The organism is Arcobacter caeni, from assembly GCF_003063245.1.
GTDB lineage: Bacteria > Campylobacterota > Campylobacteria > Campylobacterales > Arcobacteraceae > Aliarcobacter > Aliarcobacter caeni.
Genome location: NZ_MUXE01000021.1, coordinates 1 through 18,926, shown reverse-complemented (window position 1 = coordinate 18,926; position 18,926 = coordinate 1). Strand labels below are relative to the sequence as shown.

The window sequence follows — 18,926 nt, the reverse complement described above, 5'->3', positions numbered from 1 at the left end:
TATATAAGTCTACTGTTATATCTTTTTTGTTATTCTTAGTCTATAGTTATTATTAAAAAAGGAAAGAGAATGATAAAAAATGAACTAGAAAAAGCCTTAGAGCTTGTTGATTGCGAATTAAAAAAAAGTGGAATTTCAAGAAGAGAAGCTTTTAAAGTAGCAGGACTTGGTTCAGCTGCATATTTGATGGGTGGAGGTTCTGAAGCAAACGCTGCTACAGAATTAAAAGCAAGTACTGCAACAGGGAAAATAGTAATAATTGGTGGAGGATTAGCTGGTATTTCAACTGCAGCAAGATTAGCTAATACTTTATCAAATCCTGATATTACAATAGTTGAGCCAAACCCGAAATCGGTATCTTATCAACCAGGAAGTACATTAGTTGCTGCTGGAATTTACACAAAAGCAGATATTGATTATAACACAAAAGATTTTTTACCAAGTGGAGTTACACTTTTAAAAGATAAAGCAATAGATTTTAATCCAGAAGCAAATAAAGTAGCACTAGAATCAGGTGAAACTTTAACTTATGATTTTTTAATTATTGCAGCAGGACTAGCTTTGGATTATGGTGCAATAAAAGGTTTAGAAGAAATTGGAGATGCATATACAGTAGGAGATGCTTCAAAAATATTAAAAGTTTTTGCAGATTCAGGAGTAACATCTGTTTATAATGTTGATTCAGCAGTTGCAATGTGGGAACAAACACAAAAGTTTATTCAAAAAGCAAAAAATGGACAAAAAGTAAAAGGTGTTTTCACTGATCCAAATACTGCAATAAAATGTGGTGGTGCACCTAAAAAAGTTATGTATCTTACAAATGCTAGATTAAATGAAGCAAATGCAAGAGCTAATGCAGAATTAACATTTTATGCAGATTCTGGAAAATTATTTGGTGTAAAAGAGTATGCAGATGCTATTGAGAAACAATTTATTGCAAGAGATATGAAATGGAATTTTAATCATAATTTAACAGGTGTAGATATTGCTAAAAAAACTGCTATGTTTAATAAACATTGGCAAGAAAAAGGTGCTTATGATAAAGATTTAGAAGAATATGAAATAATTAATAAACATGAAAATGTTGAAGTACCTTTTGATTTATTACATATAACTCCTCCTCAAAAAGCTCCAGATGAGATAGGTAAATCAGCTGTTGGTTCAGCAAAAGGTTGGGTTCCAGTTGATAAAGAAACATTGCAACATGTTAAATATAAAAATATTTTTTCTTTAGGTGATATTGCAGCTGTTCCAATGGGTAAAACAGGTGGATCAGTTAGAAAACAATATAAAGTGCTAGTTGACAATTTAGTTGCTGTAATGGAAGGGAAAGAACCTACTTCTAAATATGGTGGTTATACAGTTTGTCCTTTAATCACTGATATTGGAAAAGTTATGTTAGCTGAGTTTGATTGGACAGCAAAACCAACTCCATCATTTCCCCTTGACCCTACACAAGAGAGATATATTTGGTGGTTATTAAAAGTTTATTTATTAAAACCTATGACACAATATGGAATGTTAAGCGGTAAAGCATAAAATATTTAAATGAAAAAAGAGTTAATACTTATTGTATGCATTTTTATAATCTTAACAATTAGCATGCATTATAATGAGTTTTTAACTCATCCTCTTAATCATATCTTAGCTTTATCAAAATCAGGAGCTTACGGGTTAGGAGGATTACATCCTTTTATATTTACATTTATTGTGTATATATTAATTTTAATACCAAGACTCTTAATTAAACTATTTAAAAGGAATTAAAATGAATATGAAATTTAAGAGTTTATTTTTATCAAGTTTTCTTTTAGCATCAATGCAGAGTTTTTCACTTGAAGTAGAAAATTTTGCTACTCCAACAGGAGCTGTTTTAGAATTAGTTAAGAAATATGAACTAGAACAAGTGGATTTTAATTATGTTAAAAAAGCTATAAATTTAGGTACCAGAAATAGTGTAAATGCAGTTTTAATAGATGTAAGACCTGAAATTAAATATCAAAAAGGAACTATTCCCTCAAGTCTAAATATCCCAGATACAAAATTTGAGGAATATTATTCTGTACTAAAAGATATTCCAATGCAAAAAGAGCTTATAGTTTATTGTGGAGGGTACAATTGTACAAAAAGTCCAATTGTTGCACAAAAGCTAAAAGATAAAGGATATTCAAATGTGAAGGTTTATTCAGGGGGTGAACCTGAATGGGAAAAACTTAGTTATCTTGAAATTGATACATTAGCTGCTAAAGTATATCAAGAAAAAAATTCTGCATTAATTGTTGATGCAAGACCTTACCCAAAATTTTTACAAGAAACAATTCCCGGTGCAATTAGTATTCCAGATACAAGTCTAGCTAAATTACTTGGTCGATTTCCAATAAATAAAGATGAAAAAATAGTTATTTTTTGTGGTGGATATAATTGTGAAAAATCACATATGATTGCTAATAAATTAGTTTCTTTAGATTATAAAAATGTAATGGTTTATGCAGGAGGACTTCCTTCTTGGAGAGAAAGAGGATTAAATACAACTGCTTCAGCTTATATAGAAAAATATGATGAAGTAGTTATAAAAAAAGATTCTTTTAGTAAAAATGGTTTAAAGCATGGAAATGATGTAGGAAGCGTTGATGGAGAATGGTTTAAAAAACAAATAATAGAAAATAAAGTACCTTCTTATATTCAAATTGTTGATGTTACAACACCTAGTGAGTTTAAAAATGGACATATTAAAGGTGCTATAAATATTGAAGCATCAAAATTAAGTGCAAAAGAGTTATTAGAAAAATTACCAAAAAACAAAACTATAGTATTTAATTGCACAGCAGGAGCAAGATCAATAGAAGCTTGGACTAAATTAAATGATGAAAAAATAGATACTTCAGAAATATATTATTTTGATGCAAATATTTCTTGTAAAGATAATAATTGTAAGATTGATGTAAATGAACCTTTATTATAATTTTTAATAAAGGTATAAAAAAAGGGTTAGAAGTAAAACTTCTAACCCTTTTTTAGTGTTTTTGCAAATTTATTTTAGTGCAGCTTTAGCAGTTACTACTAAAGATGCAAATGCAGCAGAATCATTCATAGCCATATCAGCTAAGATTTTTCTATCTAATTCAATTCCAGATAATCTTAATCCGTTCATGAATCTTGAGTAGTTAATATCATTTAATCTACAAGCTGCATTGATTCTTATGATCCATAATTTTCTTATGTCTCTTTTTTTCTGTCTTCTATCTCTGAAAGCATAAACTAAAGATCTTTCTAATTGTTCTTTAGCTTTTCTAAAGTGTTTTCTTCTACCACTAAAGAAACCTCTAGCAGCTTTTAATACTTTCTTATGTCTTCTTCTTCTTACAACACCAGTTTTAACTCTAGGCATATATATTTCCTTTCTTTACCATTATTTTGAAATAAGGTGTCAGCAAATTGCTGAACTTTTCCATCATCGATGGAGGGACAAATTACTTAAATTGTTAAGTAATTACGCTTTACATAAAGCTACAAGTATTCTACCAGCATCTGTTTTATGAACAGTTTTTGGTCCTCGTAGATTTCTTTTTCTTTTTTGTGTCATCTTAGTTAAGATATGGCTTCTAAAAGCTGATCCTCTTTTGATTGACCCGTTTTTCTTCACTTTAAATCTTTTTAAAGCGCCACTAACTGTTTTCATTTTTGGCATTGAAGAATCCTCCTTATAAATTTGCGTTTTCATATACATGAAAAAGTTTTGGATTATACTTAAGAATTACTTATTGTAAGTTTAAAATTAGATTTATTTGAAGCAAAAGAAGAGTCAAACTCTTCTTTTATTTGGAGTGAAATTAATTAATTTTTTGGAAGAGCCATCATATTAACATATCTTCCCTCAAGTTTTGGTTCTTTATCCATAACTGCAATATCTTCAATCATAGGCCAGATTTTGTTTAAAACATCAATACCTGATTGTGGATTAGCCATTTCTCTACCTTTTAGAAAAACTCTAAATTTAACATGATTCCCTTCTTCAATGAATTCTCTTGCATGTTTAACTTTGTAGTTAACATCATTCTCTGCAATTTTAACAGACAATTTAATCTCTTTAATTACAATAACTTTTTGATTTTTCTTAGCTTCTTTTTTCTTTTTTTCTTGTTGATATCTAAATTTACCATAATCCATAATTTTAGCAACAGGAGGTTTTCCATCAGGAGCAATTAAAACTAAGTCTAAACCTAACTTATCAGCAGTTTGAAGAGCTTCAGCTGTACTAATAATTCCATAATTAGTACCATCATCACCTGTACATCTCACTTCTTTTACTGTAATCATTTCATTCATGATTACATCGTCTTTTCTTTTGTCTTTACTCAAATTTTGCTCCCGCTTATTATTTCATTTAGCATTGATATAAATTCATCTTTGCTCATGTTTGATTGTTCTCTAGTTCTTCTATTTCTTAACGCAATAGATTTATTAGCAACTTCTTCATCCCCAATAACTACAATCATTGGAACTCTTTCCTTCTCGGCCATTCTAATTCTTTTGTTTAAACTTTCATTCATATTAAAAATTTTAGAATCAATTCCATCTTCAACTAAATCTTTTTGTAATTCTTTTGCATATTCAAGATGAGAATCTGCAATTGGTACAAAAATAACTTGAGTTGGTGCAATAACAAATGGAAATTCTCCCGCACAATGTTCAGTTAAAATACCAATAAATCTTTCAAAAGAACCCAATATTGCTCTGTGAATCATAACAGGTTGTTCTTTTTCACCTTTATCATTGATAAATTCCGCATTAAATCTTTGTGGTAAATTCATATCTACTTGAACTGTTCCACATTGCCATTTTCTACCAATTGCATCTAAGATTTTAATGTCAATTTTTGGACCATAAAATGCTCCACCACCTTCATCAATTTCATAAGAAATATTTTTCTCATTTAAAGCATCCATAATTCCAGCAGTTGTTTTTTCCCAGAAAATATCATCACCAATAGCTTTTTCTGGTTTTGTTGAAACTTCTATTTCATATTTAAAATCAAACATTTTTAAAAGTGAATCAACAAACTCTAAAACTTCAAAGATTACTTGTTTTATTTGGTCTTGAGTACAAAAGATATGTGAATCATCTTGTGTAAATTCTCTAACTCTAAATAATCCATGCATTGCACCTGACATTTCATGTCTGTGAACTACACCATATTCAAAAAGTTTTTTTGGTAGGTCTTTATATGAAACTAAATTGTTTTTAAAGATTTGAATATGACCAACGCAGTTCATTGGTTTAATTCCATACTCTTGCTCATCAATAGTAGTGAAATACATATTTTCTTTGTAGTTTTCATAATGTCCTGAGATTTTCCACATTTCTGCTTTTAATATCTCAGGTCCACGAACAGGTTCATAACCTCGAACTCTGTGAGCTTTATATAAAAGATGTTCAAGTTTACTTCTTAATCTTGCACCATTTGGTAACCACATAGGTAAACCCGCTCCAACATCATCATTAAATGTAAAAAGTTCTAATTCTGTTCCTAGTTTTCTGTGGTCTCTTTTTTTAGCTTCTTCAATCATTCTTGAATAATCAAATAATGCTTGTTTATCAAAAAATGCAATACCATAAATTCTAGTAATCATTTCATTTTTCTCATCACCACCAAGATAAGCACCTGCAACTCTTGTTAGTTTAAAACTTCTGATCATTCTAGTATTTGGTAAGTGAGGACCTCTACATAAGTCTTCAAAATCACCTTGTTTGTATATTGTTAAGGTATCGTCTTTGATATTTTTTAGAACAGCTTGTTTTAATTCATCATTTTTGAATTTTTCATAAAACTCTTCTTTTGTAGTTTCATGTCTGGTAATTGGAAGTTTTCTATCTGCGATTTCTTTCATTTTCTTTTCAATAGTCGGTAAATCCTCATCAGAGATTTTACTTTCTACCTTAAAATCATAGTAAAAACCTTCTTTTACAACAGGTCCCACAAAGAATTTTGCTTCAGGATAAAGTTCCTTGATAGCTTGAGCCATCATGTGAGCGCATGAGTGTCTTAAAATATCTAATGACTCTTTTGAATCATCGGCTTTTATTTCATCTCCTTGGATATTTAAAGCCAGAGCAGTTTGAAGGTCGTAAATTTGACCATCTTTTAATATACCAATAGGTTCCAATAATTTCCTTTTTTTCTTAATTATTTATTAAATTACGATTATTTTACCTCAAACTGACTTAAACTAATTGAGATATAACTTAATTTAGTAAATTTTCGTTACAATTAAGCATGATTTTAAACTTATCAAAAATAAAAACGCAAAGCTTATTGTTATTTTGTAAAGACTTGATTTTATCGTATAAAGATAAAAATGAGATTGAAAAATATATCATGGATGAAGAAATTATTAATAAATTTAATAATATTGGAAATGATATGTTAAAACAAATTTCAAATATAACTTATCCTCAAAATTACTATTTGGAAAATAGAAAACATTATAGAATAAAAGCTATTTTGGATGGATATAATTTTATAAATAATGAAATATCAAAGAATCTAAAAGAAAATGAAGAATTTAATCCTTCGATGCTTTATTTTTCACTTCTTGCTCTTTGGTTTAAAGAGTTAAATAAAGAATCAAAATCAAAAGAATACATATATTTTATTATTTATCCATATTCAAATGTGTATGATAATCTTTTAATAGAGATAAAAGATAAAGAGTTTAGAAAGTTAAATATTAAGATGATTGAACTTGCAGAAAAAGTGATATATGAATTTGATAGATTTAGTTTTAGATAAAAAAGACAAAAAAAGAAAGATAAAAAGAGGTTTTTAAACCTCTTTTTATTTTAGAATCTATATCTTATATAAGTTTTAATATCTTGAGCAGATACAACATTTAATGTTGCATCTGGATTACCATCTGCTCCAAAGAATGAGTTAGAACCAGCATAATCATAATCCATATAAACATAACTTACACCCCAACTTAAAGCATTAGTTAATTTTTGAGTTCTATAAACTTCCCAAGCTTGACCACGAGTTGCTATTTTACTTCCAGCATATGTATCTTCACCATAAGTCATAGAACGCCAGTATTTACTTCCTTTATTCCATTCTAATCCGATTTTTGCACTATCAGGTAAAATAGGACAAGGTGCATTTACTCCTAACCAAACTGAAGTTCCTGTTTCAGAATCAGGAGAACCTAACATTCCATTTCCATTTGGGTTAGTTTTACTTGCAGCAAATGAAGCAAATGCAATAGTACTATCTAAATAATCAGAGATACCATTTCCAATACCTTCTGTTTTAAATAAAACAGTTGCATAATCAATATCACCCATATCTTTAAATGATAGATTTCCATAAGCATCCATAATTTGAGAAGGTGTAGATGCTGATCCCATTGCAGTTTGATAAGCATCTAATTGGCTTTTTGTAAACCCAATTAAATTCCAAGCTCTTGCATAATTCATGTGAACTGAATATTGTCCATCATCATAAGGAACGGCAATTACTCCTAATAAATCTACATCAACATTCTTACTGTCATCGGCTGCATAAGAAGTTCCTGAAAAATCAAATCTAGGTTTAGCGTTTGTTAAACCTCTTCCTCCACAGATTTTGAACCATGAACCTGTAAATCCTGTTAAATTTTCTGTATCAAATCTAACTGAGAAACCATCAAATTCAACATCAACAGTGTGAGATAAAGGAGAGTTTTCTTTTTGATCATTTCTTATATTAATTGGTAAGCCATCAGTTGAAGGTCTTCTTCCTACTGATGCTGCCCAAGGAATATCTGCACCGAATAATCTCTCTTTTGTATATAACCAGTAAGCTTCTTTTACTTTGATTGTATTATCTGTTGCATTTTCATTTGTAACCCAGTCAAAATTTGCATATCCTGGATTTGTATTAGATTGGCTATGATTTGCAGTATCTCCAAAAGCTTTGTTGTATGATAATTTACTAAAAAATGATGAATTATCATCTGCTTTATATTTTGCACCAAGCCATAATCTATTTGTTAAAAGAGCGTTATTTTCAGATTTTGAACCATCAGCGTGTTTATACTGAATATTATCAACTTGAGTTCTAAAATCAACATCCCATTTTAAGTTATCTTGAGCACTTTGAACTTTAGCTGCAGTTGCTGTTTTTGAAACAGTATCAAGTTTTTTTTCAATTTTTTCAATTCTTTTTTCATCTACAGTTGTCACAGCAGGTTCAACTTTTTGTATTTGTACAGTTTCTTGAGCAGCTACTTTTTTTTCTAAAGCTTCAATTTGAGCTTTTAATGCTTGAATTTGCTTAAACATTTCTGTATTAGCATCACTTGAAAATGATGTTGTGGCAAATGCTGCAACACAAGACAGCGCGATTAAATTTTTTTTCATGTTTTACCTTTTTTTATATTTAGATACTTAATAATTATGATTTAAAAAAAGCATTAAAAAAGGGTGATTTTTAAGCCACCCTTTTTATAATCCTAACTTATAATCTTAACAAGAAGGAACATTACCAGAGTCATTTGCAAATTCAATTGCAAAATCAATAATGTTCTCTTGTACAGATTCACTTAATTCTCCAGCTTTTACATTTGGACAAATTTTAATTGTTTCAGCTTCGAATTTACCGGCTGCTTTTAATTCTTTCCACTCATCTTGTGTATGTTTTGCTGCAAACTTTGCTCCTGTCATATCACAAGGACCTTTTAGTAATTTAATAAATAGTTTTTGTCCTTTAACTGCATCTGCTGATAATGAAGTTGCAGCAACTCCTAATACTAATGAACCTGTCATGATAACTTTTAATAATTTCATGTTATACTCCTATCGAAAAATTTTATACCATTATACCAAATGTAGATAAAGAAACTCTTAGAAAATATTACAAAAAGCGAACAATCATGAAACATTTTTTATTAAAACAAATAGTACAATATCTATCGATAAATACCCAAAATATCAAGTTTATTAAGAGAATTGATAATAATATTATTATAATTGAATTTAATAATAGGAATATAGTTTATATTGATATTTCTAAAGGAAATAGCACAATATTCAAATGTAAGAAAATTTTATCTTCAAAAAAAGATTTTAATGCTCCATTTGATGTTGCCTTACAAAAAAGATTTAATAACTCAAAAATTGATGATATTGAAATGTATAACGACGATAAAATAATAAATTTTAAAGTAAGTTCTTCATCTTCATATAAAAAATTAGTGACTATTTTACAGTTAGAATTTACAGGAAAACATACAAATATAATTATTTTGGATGAAAATCGAATAATTATTGAAGCATTAAGGCATGTTGATGAGTTTTCTTCAAGTAGAGTTGTAAAAGTTGGAATAAAATTAGAAGAGATCCCAAAACAAACTTTTATTCCAATAATAGATGAAGTTCCAGATATTGAAGAGTATTTATATGAAGTTTATGAGGAAAAAGAGAAACAAAGTTTAGAGAATGTAAAAAAACAAAAAATTTCTCAAATAGATAAAAAAGCAAAAAAACTAAAAAAAACAATTGAATCATTGCCAAAAAAAGAAGAACTTGAACTTGAATCAAATATGTTTTATGAAAAAGCAAATTTTATACTTTCAAATTTACACAATATAAAACCTTATCAAAAAACTTTAAAAGTTTTTAATTATGAAGGAATTGAAATAGAGATTGATTTAGAAGAAAAATCAAGTGCTTCAAAATATTCAAATGAATTGTTCAAAAAAGCTAAAAGAACAAAACAAAAAGCTTCTAATATTTCTTTAGAAAAAGATAATTTAGATGAAAAATTAGAGTTTTTATTAAGATTGATGAATAATATTAGTAATGCTCAATCAATAGAAGAGTGCGAATTTTTATCTCCTAAAAAAGAGAGAAATCAAATAAAAACTAAAAAAGCTCAAACTTATGAAAGTTTTTATTTTGAGGGATATAAAATTATGTTAGGTACAAGTGAAAGGGAGAATATATTTCTTTTAGAAAATTCAAAAGCAAGTGATTTTTGGTTTCATTTAAAAGACAGACCATCATGCCATGTGATTGTACAAAATGCAAAAAAAGAGATTCCATTGAGTGTAATAACTCAAGCCGCAACATTGTGTGTAAAGTTTTCAGTAGATTTTGCTGGAAATTATGAAGTTGATTATACACAAAGACGAAATGTAAAAATTCAATCAGGTGCAAATGTTTTGTATAATCCTTATGCAACAGTGATAATAAAGATTTAATAAAAAGATTTTTTTATTATTTATATGTTAATATCAAAGAATTAGTTATTAAAGGAGATAAATTGACAAAAATTAGAACATTAGGAATGAGTTTAATCGCGGCAACTGTACTTTTTTCAGGGTGTGCAACAACTGAGTTACAAACAAGTTCAACAATGACACAAAGTGTATTTATAAATCCAGTTGCAAAAAGTAAAAGATTGATTTTTGTATCTAGCAAAAATACTAGTGGGCAAAGAATAAATCTTGAAAATACAATATTAAATGAATTACAAGCAAAAGGGTATTCAATTGTTGAAGATCCAGAACAAGCAACTTATGTTTTAATGATGAATGTATTATATTGTAATAAAAAACAAGAAAATAATACAGCAGGTGGAGCATTAGCAGCAGGTGCTGTTGGTGCTGGAGTTTCTGGATATAATCATGGTGGAGCAGGACAAATGGTAGGAGTTGGTCTTGGTGCTGCTTTGGTTGGTGGACTTATTGCAAAAGCTACAGAAGATACAATTTTTCAAATGCAAGTTGATATTGTAATTAGAGAGAAAGCAAATGGTAAGGTTTATACTTCAAGTGCATCTGCAAATGGACAAGCAAGCGTAAATGATTCAAGTAAAGCTGGATTTATGAATGGATTTGCGGGTAATATAAAAAATACAGATACTTCAGGAAAAATAAACTCTAATATGGCAAATGGAACGGCTCAACAATATGAGACAGATTATATAGAACATAAAACTATGTTATTTGCAGAAGCAACTAAAATGAATTTGACTCTACCTGAGGCAACTCCGATTTTAGAAAAACAAATTTCATCTCAAATAGCTGGACTATTTTAAAAAAATCTAAAATGTGTATAAAAAGATAATAGGTTTAATAAATCTATTATCTTTTCTTCTCTTTACAAATACCAAGCCAAAATTTAGTATAATCTTAAACTTTTAAATTCAAGGTTATAATGAGATGTTAAAAATAATAAATGAAAGTTCAACTCGTATAAAAACGGGAGTTGTACTATTTGTATCAATGCTGGTGATAGGTTATATCGATTCATATTTTATATTTTGGTTAGTTTTCGGAATTATGTTATTAATTTCAATATCTGAAGCAAAAAAATTATTTAATTTAAAAAGTGATAGTATTTATGTCTATACCATACTTTTATGGATTGCTGCATATTTTTATCCAAAACCTGAAGATTTGATTTTTATTGTTGCAATTGCATATGCTTCTCAATTGGCATATAAAAAAACATTAAATATACACATATTTTTACCACTTTTATATCCAACTGCATCATTTTTGTTTTTACTTTCTCTTTATAGTGAATATGGAACGATGACTCTTTTATGGTTATTAGTAATTGTTGCAAGTACAGATATTGGTGCTTATTTTGTAGGAAAAAGTATTGGAAAAACAAAATTTTGTGAGACTAGCCCTAATAAAACTATAGAAGGAGTTATTGGGGGAGTTGTTTTTGCAGTTATATTCGGAACACTTTTCTCAACAAATGGAATAAGTTTTGTAAATGCTTTAATAATTTCTGCAATAGTTTCTATTGTTTCAATTTTTGGTGATTTATTTGAAAGTTATTTAAAAAGAGAAGCTGATGTTAAAGATAGTGGAACAATTTTACCTGGACATGGTGGAGTTTTAGATAGAACTGATGGATATTTATTTGGCGCAATTATAATGTTAGTATTATTAAGAGTTGTGATTTGATACTTCTTGGAAGTACAGGCTCAATAGGTGTAAATACTTTAAATATCGCACGAAAATTCAATCTTGAAGTTGAGGTTTTAGTAGCTGGAAGAAATATCCAGCTACTAAATCAACAAATAAAAGAATTTAAACCCAAAATTGTTGTAATTGATAGAGCTGAAGATATTCCTTTGGTAAATCATAACAATGTATCTTTTGGAGAAAATGCAATTTTAAAAGCGATTGAAGAAAGTAAAACTTCAACAGTTGTAAATGCACTTGTGGGATTTTTAGGTTTAAGACCAACTTTAAAAGCAATAGAGTGTGGCAAAAAAGTTGCTTTAGCAAATAAAGAATCTTTAGTTGTTGCAGGGAAATTTATAGATCAAACAAATTTAAAACCAATTGATAGTGAACATTTTGGACTTTGGTATTTACTTCAAAATAAAAAAATCGATTCTATGTTAATTACTGCAAGTGGAGGTTCTTTTCGAGATTATCCACTTGAAAAACTTCAAAATGTATCAATAAAAGAAGCTTTATCTCATCCTAATTGGTCAATGGGAAATAAAATCACAATTGATAGTGCAACAATGACAAACAAAATGTTTGAATTAATGGAAGCTGCTTGGCTTTTTGATATTAGAAAACTTGATGCAATTATCGAAACAAAATCACTTATTCATGCTTTTATAAATTTTAGTGATGGAAGTACAACCGCTCATATTGCAAATACTTCTATGCAACTTCCAATTGCTTATGCGATTTTAGGTTCTTGTGATGAACAGATTCTAAAACCTGTGGATTTAGTAGAAGTTGCAAATCTTGAGTTTAAAAAAATAGAAACTTCAAGATACCCAATTTGGGAAATAAAAGATGAGATATTAAATAATCTTGATTTAGGAGTTGTTTTAAATGCTGCAAACGAAGTTGCTGTTGCAAAATTTTTGAACTCAGAAATTGGATTTTTAGACATTCCAAAAATAACATTAAATGCAATAAATAAATTTAATAATGTAAAACCTACTTCAATAGATGAGATATTTGAAATTGACAAAGAAGTGAGAAACTACTGTGAGTCTTGATTTACTGATTCCTTTTGGCATACTTCTGATTATGGTTGTATATTTGATTTATTCAAGAAATAATTTTGAAAAAGATATAGTAAGTTTATATGAAGAAAAATTAGATGAATGGAAAAAACATAGTACAATAGAAAAAGAAAAGACTTCACACAAAGAGTTAGTTGGCTTAGTTTTTAAAACTGATTACAAAATAAATATTGAGTTATTGGATGAAAGCGTAGAATCAACACTCAAAAGAGGAAAGTTTGAAGTATCCAATATAAAGGATAACTAATGAAATATTTATTGTTATTACTAGTTTTTTTGTCATTTCTTGATGCAAAAATATATAGAGATAGCTCTATAGAAGTAGTTTTAGATGATGATGCTAAATTAATGTGGGTTGATGACCCTTCTGTTATTAAAAATTTAATGAACCATTTTGAAGCTGAAAAATATTGTAATAATCTTACTCTTTTTGGTTTTTCAGATTGGAGATTAGCTCATATTGATGAATTTGAAAAAATAGTTTTAAAGAAAAATGTTAAAACAAATATAAATTTTGCATTTAAATACAATGTTCCAGATGGATATTGGGCTTCAACAGCACAATGGCGAACACTTTGGTATAACGCTGATTATATGCATTTTGTAAGTGGAACAGCTTATTATGATAATAGAAAAACAAAAAAATATGTACGATGTGTTAGAAATTATTAATAGGATTAAAAATTGAATAAAAGAGTTTTAATACTTCATGGTTTAGGAGGAAGTGAGTTCCCCCATTGGCAAGCGCAATTGGCAAGTGATTTAATAAAAGAAAATTATATTGTTTCGTTTCCTGCTTTTCCTAGTAGAGAAAATCCAAAACTTCAAGAATGGAAAGATTTTTTAAAAAAAGAGTTAGAACATTTTAAACCAGATATTGTAGTTTGTCACTCTTTGGCAAATATTTTATGGTTTCACGCTTGTGATGAACTTGATATTAAACTTGATAAATTAATGTTAGTAGCTCCTGTTTCAAGAAATAGAAGTATAGAAGAAGCAAAAACTTTTTTCCCATATCCAATAGCAAAAGATTTAAAAGCAAATGAAATAATCATGGCAGCTTCAACAAATGATCCATATATGAGTATAGAAGAAGCAATTGAACTTCAATCAAAACTGAATATTGGTATGAAAATTATGGAAAATGCAGGACATATAAATGCAGCCTCTGGATTTGGAAAACTTGATTGCGCTTTGGATTGGATAAAAAGAGTTGATGAATGTCAAATAAATGAAGAGTTGATAAAATGATTTTAAGTATTGAATCTTCATGTGATGATAGCTCAATTTCTATTACACAAATAGAAACAAATAAATTAATTTATCACAAAAAAATATCTCAAGAACTTCAACATAGTATTTATGGAGGAGTTGTTCCAGAACTAGCAGCCAGACTTCATATAGAAGCACTTCCTAAAATTCTTGAAGAGTGCAAAGAATATTTCCCAAAACTAAAAGCAATAGCTGTTACAAATGCACCTGGATTAAGTGTTACTTTAACTGAGGGTGTAACTATGGCAAAGGCTTTAGTTATTTCATTAAATCTTCCACTAATTGCAGTTAATCATTTAAAAGGTCATATTTATTCACTGTTTATTGAAAAAGATGAAATTTTACCAATGACTGTTTTATTGGTTTCAGGTGGACATACTCAAATTATTCAAGCAAATTCTTTAAATGATATGAAAGTAATCGCAAGTACAATGGATGATAGTTTTGGAGAGAGTTTTGACAAAGTTTCAAAGATGTTAGGACTTGGTTATCCAGGTGGTCCTGTTGTTCAAGAGTATGCTTTAAAAGGTGATGATTTAAGATTTGTTTTACCAATTCCTCTTAGTCAAAGTCCAAAAATAGAGTTTTCATATTCGGGTTTAAAAAATGCAGTTAGAATGCAAATAGAAAAACTAGAAAATAGTGAATTTGGAATGAATGAACAAGATAAATATGATATTTGTGCAAGTTTTCAAAAAACAGCTGTTCTTCATATTGTACAAAAACTAAAAAAACTTTTTAAACAAAATATTCCTAAAAACTTCGCAATAGTTGGAGGTGCAAGTGCAAATATATATTTGAGGGCTCAACTTGAAGAATTATGTGATAAACACAATACAAATTTGTATTTAAGTGAACTAAAATATTGTAGTGATAATGCAGCGATGATTGGACGAGTTGCAGTTGAGCAATACAAACAAAATGATTTTATTTTGATAAGTGATATTGATGTACAATCAAGAATCAAGGAGTTAGTGTGGGCTTAGCAGATAAATTAGCTTTTTCAATGGGTGCAAAACTTGATGGAAATAGTTTTAATACAACAAAAGAAGATAAAAAAAATCCAAATAAATCTTCAACTGAAATCATTCCTAAAAATCAACATCAATTAGTATTTACCTTTGAAAAAAGAAAAGGAAAACCAGTAACTTTGGTTGGAAGATTTAATATAAGTGAAGATAAAAAAAAAGATGTTTTGAAACTTCTAAAGAAAAAACTAGCTTGTGGTGGTGCTATAAATGAAGAGTGGCTTGAACTTCAAGGTGATGTAAAAGAAAAAATAAAAACTATTTTAGAAAGTGATGGTTGGAAATTTAGAAAATAAATAAAAGGATATAAAATGCAAAAAATATTTGATGAGGTAAACTCTTTAGATAAAAGATGTTACGAGAAATTTTTGCTAAGTGAAGATTTACTTATGGAACACGCAGCTTCAAGTATAGCTTCTTATATTCGTGAAAATCACTCTTCTTGTAAATCAATTTTAATAGTATGTGGAAGTGGAAATAATGGTGCAGATGGAATAACCCTTGCTAGACTTCTTCATAAAAAATTTGATGTAAAACTTTATTTAGCTTCAAATCCAAAATCATCGATGACACAACTACAATTCCAAAGAGTAGAAGCTTTAAAAATAGAAATTATAAATGAACTTTTTGAAGCGGATATAATCGTAGATTGTCTGTTTGGAACGGGATTAAATAAACCTTTGGATGAAAAATCTACAAATCTTATAAATACACTAAACTCTTATAACTCATTTAAAATAGCTTGTGATATTCCAAGTGGAATAAATAATCTTGGGCAAGTTCAAAGTGTAGCTTTTGAAGCTGATATTACAATTACAATGGGAGCTTTGAAAACTTCACTTTTTAGTGATGTATCAAAAGATTATGTTGGAAAAATAATAGTTGCAGATTTAGGAGTTGAACGAGAAGTTTATGAAGTAGAATCAAACAAATTTTTACTTGATGAAAGTGATATGAACTTACCTTTTAGAAATAAAAAGAATTCCCACAAAGGTAGTTTCGGACACTTAAATGTAGTTGCAGGTTGTAAGAAAGGTGCTGGAATAATAGCTGCAAATGCTGCTTTTAATTTTGGCTCAGGTCTTGTAAGTGTTGTTTGCCACGAAAATTTAGATTTACCTTATCATCTTATGCAAACACATTTTATAAGTGAAAACTGCACCGCAATTGCCATTGGAATGGGTTTGGGAAAATATGAAACAGATGAAATTAGAAAAATATTAAATAAAAATGTTTCAAAAATAATAGATGCAGATTTGTTTTATGATGAACTAATTTGCGAAGTATTAAATCAAGAAATAGTATTAACACCACATCCAAAAGAGTTTTGTTCACTTTTAAAACTATGTAAAATTGCTGATATAAAAGTTGAAGAATTACAAAATAATAGATTTTTATATGTGCCAATGTTTTCTAAAAAATATCCAAAAGTAACGCTTTTATTAAAAGGTGCAAATGTAATTATTTCTAAAAATGAAAAATTATTCGTAAATAGTTTTGGAAGTGCGGTTTTAAGTAAAGGTGGAAGTGGAGATGTGTTAAGTGGACTAATAGGCTCTTTATTAGCTCAAGGTTATGATTGTCTTGATTCTGTAATCACAGCCAGTTTAGCACATACTATGGCGGCCAAAAACTATGATAAAAATAACTACTCTTTACTTCCTACAGATTTGATTGAAGAGATTAGAAAGTTATGAAAAGTTAAAAGCAAAATAAAAGAATTACATAGTTATGATTTGAGCCAAATTATTTAAAATAAATATATTAAAAATTATAGGAGAAAGTACAATATGAGTGAAATTTTAAGAATAGGTAAATATGAATTTAATAGCAGATTAATAGTTGGAAGTGGAAAATACAAAGATTTCCAAACTACAAAAGATGCGACAATTGCTAGTGGAAGTGAATTAATCACAGTTGCAATTAGACGAGTTAATATTATGAATCCAAATGAAGAGAATTTATTAGATTATTTCAAAGATACAAATGTAAAACTTTTACCAAATAGTGCTGGTTGTTTTACAGCAGAAGAAGCAATTACAACTTTTAGATTAATGCGAGAAGCTACAGGGATTGATATTATCAAACTTGAAGTTATTGGAGATGCTCATAAAACTTTATATCCAGATGTAATAGAAACAATCAAAGCTTGTGAAATCTTAAAAAAAGAGGGTTTTACAATAATGGCATATACAAATGATGATCCAATTATTGCAAAAAGATTAGAAGATGCAGGGGCTGATGCAATTATGCCATTAGCTGCACCAATTGGTTCAGGTCTTGGAATTCAAAACAGATATAACATTGCATTTATTAAAGATGCTGTAAAAGTCCCTGTAATTGTAGATGCAGGTGTTGGATGTGCAAGTGATGCCACAATTGCTATGGAATTAGGCGCAGAAGCTGTTTTAACAAATACAGCAATCGCTTGTGCAACTAATCCAATACAAATGGCAGAAGCTATGAAATACGCAGTAATTGCAGGAAGAATGGGTTATAAAGCAGGTAGAATCCCTAAAAAGCCTTATGCAACAGCTAGTTCGCCAATAGATGGATTAATACAATTTTAATGAATTAAAAGAAATTTCGGTTAATATCGAGATTTCTTTTAAAAAGACTTGACAAATATTGAAAAACTTAATATAATTCCGTCCACTTTTTGTGAAACTTCAAAAGTATTTTGTCGGGGCGTAGCGCAGTCTGGTTAGCGCACCTGGTTTGGGACCAGGGGGCCGGAGGTTCGAATCCTCTCGCCCCGACCACTTTATTTTTTAACCTGTGGTAGGTATAGCTCAGTCGGTTAGAGCATCTGGTTGTGGTTCAGAGGGTCGTGGGTTCGAGCCCCATTACTTACCCCATTTTTTATATTGTTGCTTCCATAGCTCAGCTGGATAGAGCAACGCCCTTCTAAGGCGTAGGCCGTACGTTCGAATCGTACTGGGAGTACCATTCTTTTTAGTTTAGATTACCAACTAAACTTTTTTAATTCTAAAAATTTATTTAATGCGGATGTGGTGAAATTGGTAGACACGCCAGACTTAGGATCTGGTGCCTCACGGTGTGGAAGTTCGAGTCTTCTCATCCGCACCACTTTAGAGCGGGAGTAGCTCAGTTGGCTAGAGCTTCTGCCTTCCAAGCAGACTGTCGCGAGTTCGAGTCTCGTCTCCCGCTCCATTTAAAAAGCCTTGTATAAAAAGTTTTTTTACTTTTTATACAAGGCTTTTTAGCTTTAACTTACTTTAATGCTTCCATAGCTCAGCTGGATAGAGCAACGCCCTTCTAAGGCGTAGGCCGTACGTTCGAATCGTACTGGGAGTACCACTTTACAAATTCAAATCTAATTATTTTTTAATAGATTCATAAACTAAACTATTTTGATAAATTTTTTATTTAAAAAAATAAAAAAAAGCCTAGATAGAAAAATTCTATCTAGGCTTTTTTATAAAGTAATTTAACACTAACCAATAATGGCTAATGTTTCTCCTTCTTCAACAGAATCAGTAGTATTAACTAAGATTTTAGATACAACTCCTGAAACTGGAGATGTTATATCTATTTCCATTTTCATAGCTTCTAAT

21 protein-coding genes and 6 tRNA genes are annotated in these 18,926 nt (G+C 29.2%); 20 read left to right on the top strand and 7 right to left on the bottom strand.

What is annotated here, in order from left to right:
- Positions 1–69 precede the first annotated feature (69 nt).
- Both B0174_RS11070 and B0174_RS11060 read left to right on the top strand, forming a co-directional pair.
- The gene (locus B0174_RS11070) at positions 70–1,539 is read left to right on the top strand and encodes an NAD(P)/FAD-dependent oxidoreductase (RefSeq protein ID WP_108560870.1); all 1,470 of its coding nucleotides are present in this window, start codon (positions 70–72) and stop codon (positions 1,537–1,539) included.
- Positions 1,540–1,768: 229 nt separating this feature from the next.
- Positions 1,769–2,962, top strand: coding sequence for a rhodanese-like domain-containing protein (locus B0174_RS11060; RefSeq protein WP_108560864.1), 1,194 nt, complete (start codon positions 1,769–1,771; stop codon positions 2,960–2,962).
- A 69-nt stretch (positions 2,963–3,031) separates the two neighbouring features.
- On the opposite strand, the gene rplT is transcribed toward B0174_RS11060, so the two are convergent.
- From rplT to thrS, 4 genes are all read right to left on the bottom strand, one after another.
- Positions 3,032–3,388, bottom strand: coding sequence for a 50S ribosomal protein L20 (gene rplT, locus B0174_RS11055; protein WP_108560861.1), 357 nt, complete (start codon positions 3,386–3,388; stop codon positions 3,032–3,034).
- 102 nt (positions 3,389–3,490) lie between these two features.
- On the bottom strand, positions 3,491–3,688 hold the full coding sequence (gene rpmI / locus B0174_RS11050; RefSeq protein WP_108560858.1) for a 50S ribosomal protein L35: 198 nt from the start codon (positions 3,686–3,688) through the stop codon (positions 3,491–3,493).
- Between the two features lie 146 nt (positions 3,689–3,834).
- Positions 3,835–4,326 carry a translation initiation factor IF-3 gene (gene infC, locus B0174_RS11045; RefSeq protein ID WP_205663526.1) on the bottom strand — a complete coding sequence of 164 codons (492 nt, stop codon included), beginning with the start codon at positions 4,324–4,326 and terminating at the stop codon, positions 3,835–3,837.
- A gap of 29 nt (positions 4,327–4,355) precedes the next feature.
- The gene (thrS, locus tag B0174_RS11040; RefSeq protein ID WP_108560852.1) at positions 4,356–6,164 is read right to left on the bottom strand and encodes a threonine--tRNA ligase; all 1,809 of its coding nucleotides are present in this window, start codon (positions 6,162–6,164) and stop codon (positions 4,356–4,358) included.
- 149 nt (positions 6,165–6,313) lie between these two features.
- On the opposite strand from thrS, the gene B0174_RS11035 reads away from it, so the two are divergent.
- On the top strand, positions 6,314–6,790 hold the full coding sequence (locus tag B0174_RS11035; protein WP_228156459.1) for a hypothetical protein: 477 nt from the start codon (positions 6,314–6,316) through the stop codon (positions 6,788–6,790).
- Positions 6,791–6,840: 50 nt separating this feature from the next.
- Here the strand turns inward: B0174_RS11035 and B0174_RS11030 are convergent, their stop codons facing one another.
- Positions 6,841–8,394, bottom strand: a complete 1,554-nt coding sequence (locus B0174_RS11030) for a DUF3373 family protein (protein WP_108560845.1) — start codon at positions 8,392–8,394, stop codon at positions 6,841–6,843.
- A gap of 105 nt (positions 8,395–8,499) precedes the next feature.
- The gene (locus B0174_RS11025) at positions 8,500–8,820 is read right to left on the bottom strand and encodes a cytochrome C (protein WP_108560842.1); all 321 of its coding nucleotides are present in this window, start codon (positions 8,818–8,820) and stop codon (positions 8,500–8,502) included.
- 86 nt (positions 8,821–8,906) lie between these two features.
- On the opposite strand from B0174_RS11025, the gene B0174_RS11020 reads away from it, so the two are divergent.
- The 17 genes from B0174_RS11020 to B0174_RS10940 all read left to right on the top strand — a co-directional run bounded on the left by B0174_RS11020 (position 8,907) and on the right by B0174_RS10940 (position 18,669).
- Complete coding sequence (locus B0174_RS11020; RefSeq protein ID WP_108560839.1) at positions 8,907–10,235, top strand: NFACT RNA binding domain-containing protein; 1,329 nt, start codon at positions 8,907–8,909, stop codon at positions 10,233–10,235.
- Positions 10,236–10,297: 62 nt separating this feature from the next.
- Entirely contained in the window at positions 10,298–11,074 is a 777-nt protein-coding gene (locus B0174_RS11015; RefSeq protein WP_108560836.1) for a complement resistance protein TraT, read from the top strand.
- Positions 11,075–11,198: 124 nt separating this feature from the next.
- Positions 11,199–11,957 carry a phosphatidate cytidylyltransferase gene (locus B0174_RS11010; RefSeq protein ID WP_108560833.1) on the top strand — a complete coding sequence of 253 codons (759 nt, stop codon included), beginning with the start codon at positions 11,199–11,201 and terminating at the stop codon, positions 11,955–11,957.
- Positions 11,954–13,021: a 1-deoxy-D-xylulose-5-phosphate reductoisomerase gene (gene dxr, locus B0174_RS11005; protein ID WP_108560830.1), complete on the top strand. Its 1,068-nt coding sequence runs from the start codon at positions 11,954–11,956 to the stop codon at positions 13,019–13,021. The genes B0174_RS11010 and dxr overlap by 4 nt, the downstream gene beginning before the upstream one ends.
- Positions 13,022–13,064: 43 nt before the next feature.
- Positions 13,065–13,295 (top strand): hypothetical protein, encoded by a 231-nt coding sequence (locus B0174_RS11000; RefSeq protein ID WP_228156458.1) that lies wholly within the window; start codon positions 13,065–13,067, stop codon positions 13,293–13,295.
- Complete coding sequence (locus tag B0174_RS10995) at positions 13,295–13,720, top strand: Lcl C-terminal domain-containing protein (protein WP_108560824.1); 426 nt, start codon at positions 13,295–13,297, stop codon at positions 13,718–13,720. Before B0174_RS11000 ends, B0174_RS10995 begins: the two co-directional genes overlap by 1 nt.
- A gap of 12 nt (positions 13,721–13,732) precedes the next feature.
- Positions 13,733–14,299 (top strand): RBBP9/YdeN family alpha/beta hydrolase, encoded by a 567-nt coding sequence (locus tag B0174_RS10990; RefSeq protein ID WP_108560821.1) that lies wholly within the window; start codon positions 13,733–13,735, stop codon positions 14,297–14,299.
- Complete coding sequence (gene tsaD, locus B0174_RS10985; RefSeq protein WP_108560818.1) at positions 14,296–15,306, top strand: tRNA (adenosine(37)-N6)-threonylcarbamoyltransferase complex transferase subunit TsaD; 1,011 nt, start codon at positions 14,296–14,298, stop codon at positions 15,304–15,306. The genes B0174_RS10990 and tsaD overlap by 4 nt, the downstream gene beginning before the upstream one ends.
- Positions 15,297–15,644: an SUI1 family translation initiation factor gene (locus tag B0174_RS10980; RefSeq protein ID WP_228156457.1), complete on the top strand. Its 348-nt coding sequence runs from the start codon at positions 15,297–15,299 to the stop codon at positions 15,642–15,644. The genes tsaD and B0174_RS10980 overlap by 10 nt, the downstream gene beginning before the upstream one ends.
- Positions 15,645–15,659: 15 nt before the next feature.
- On the top strand, positions 15,660–17,045 hold the full coding sequence (locus B0174_RS10975; protein ID WP_108560815.1) for an NAD(P)H-hydrate dehydratase: 1,386 nt from the start codon (positions 15,660–15,662) through the stop codon (positions 17,043–17,045).
- Positions 17,046–17,138: 93 nt separating this feature from the next.
- Positions 17,139–17,918 (top strand): thiazole synthase, encoded by a 780-nt coding sequence (locus B0174_RS10970; protein ID WP_108560812.1) that lies wholly within the window; start codon positions 17,139–17,141, stop codon positions 17,916–17,918.
- A gap of 114 nt (positions 17,919–18,032) precedes the next feature.
- Positions 18,033–18,110: transfer RNA gene (locus tag B0174_RS10965), tRNA-Pro, on the top strand.
- Between the two features lie 19 nt (positions 18,111–18,129).
- A tRNA-His gene (locus B0174_RS10960) sits at positions 18,130–18,206 on the top strand.
- Between the two features lie 14 nt (positions 18,207–18,220).
- Positions 18,221–18,297 (top strand) — tRNA-Arg (locus B0174_RS10955).
- A gap of 56 nt (positions 18,298–18,353) precedes the next feature.
- Positions 18,354–18,438: transfer RNA gene (locus B0174_RS10950), tRNA-Leu, on the top strand.
- Positions 18,439–18,445: 7 nt separating this feature from the next.
- Positions 18,446–18,522: transfer RNA gene (locus B0174_RS10945), tRNA-Gly, on the top strand.
- A 70-nt stretch (positions 18,523–18,592) separates the two neighbouring features.
- Positions 18,593–18,669 (top strand) — tRNA-Arg (locus B0174_RS10940).
- A gap of 136 nt (positions 18,670–18,805) precedes the next feature.
- Here B0174_RS10940 and B0174_RS10935 read toward each other — a convergent pair.
- Complete coding sequence (locus B0174_RS10935; RefSeq protein WP_265734944.1) at positions 18,806–18,916, bottom strand: biotin/lipoyl-containing protein; 111 nt, start codon at positions 18,914–18,916, stop codon at positions 18,806–18,808.
- Between the last annotated feature and the right edge of the window lie 10 nt (positions 18,917–18,926).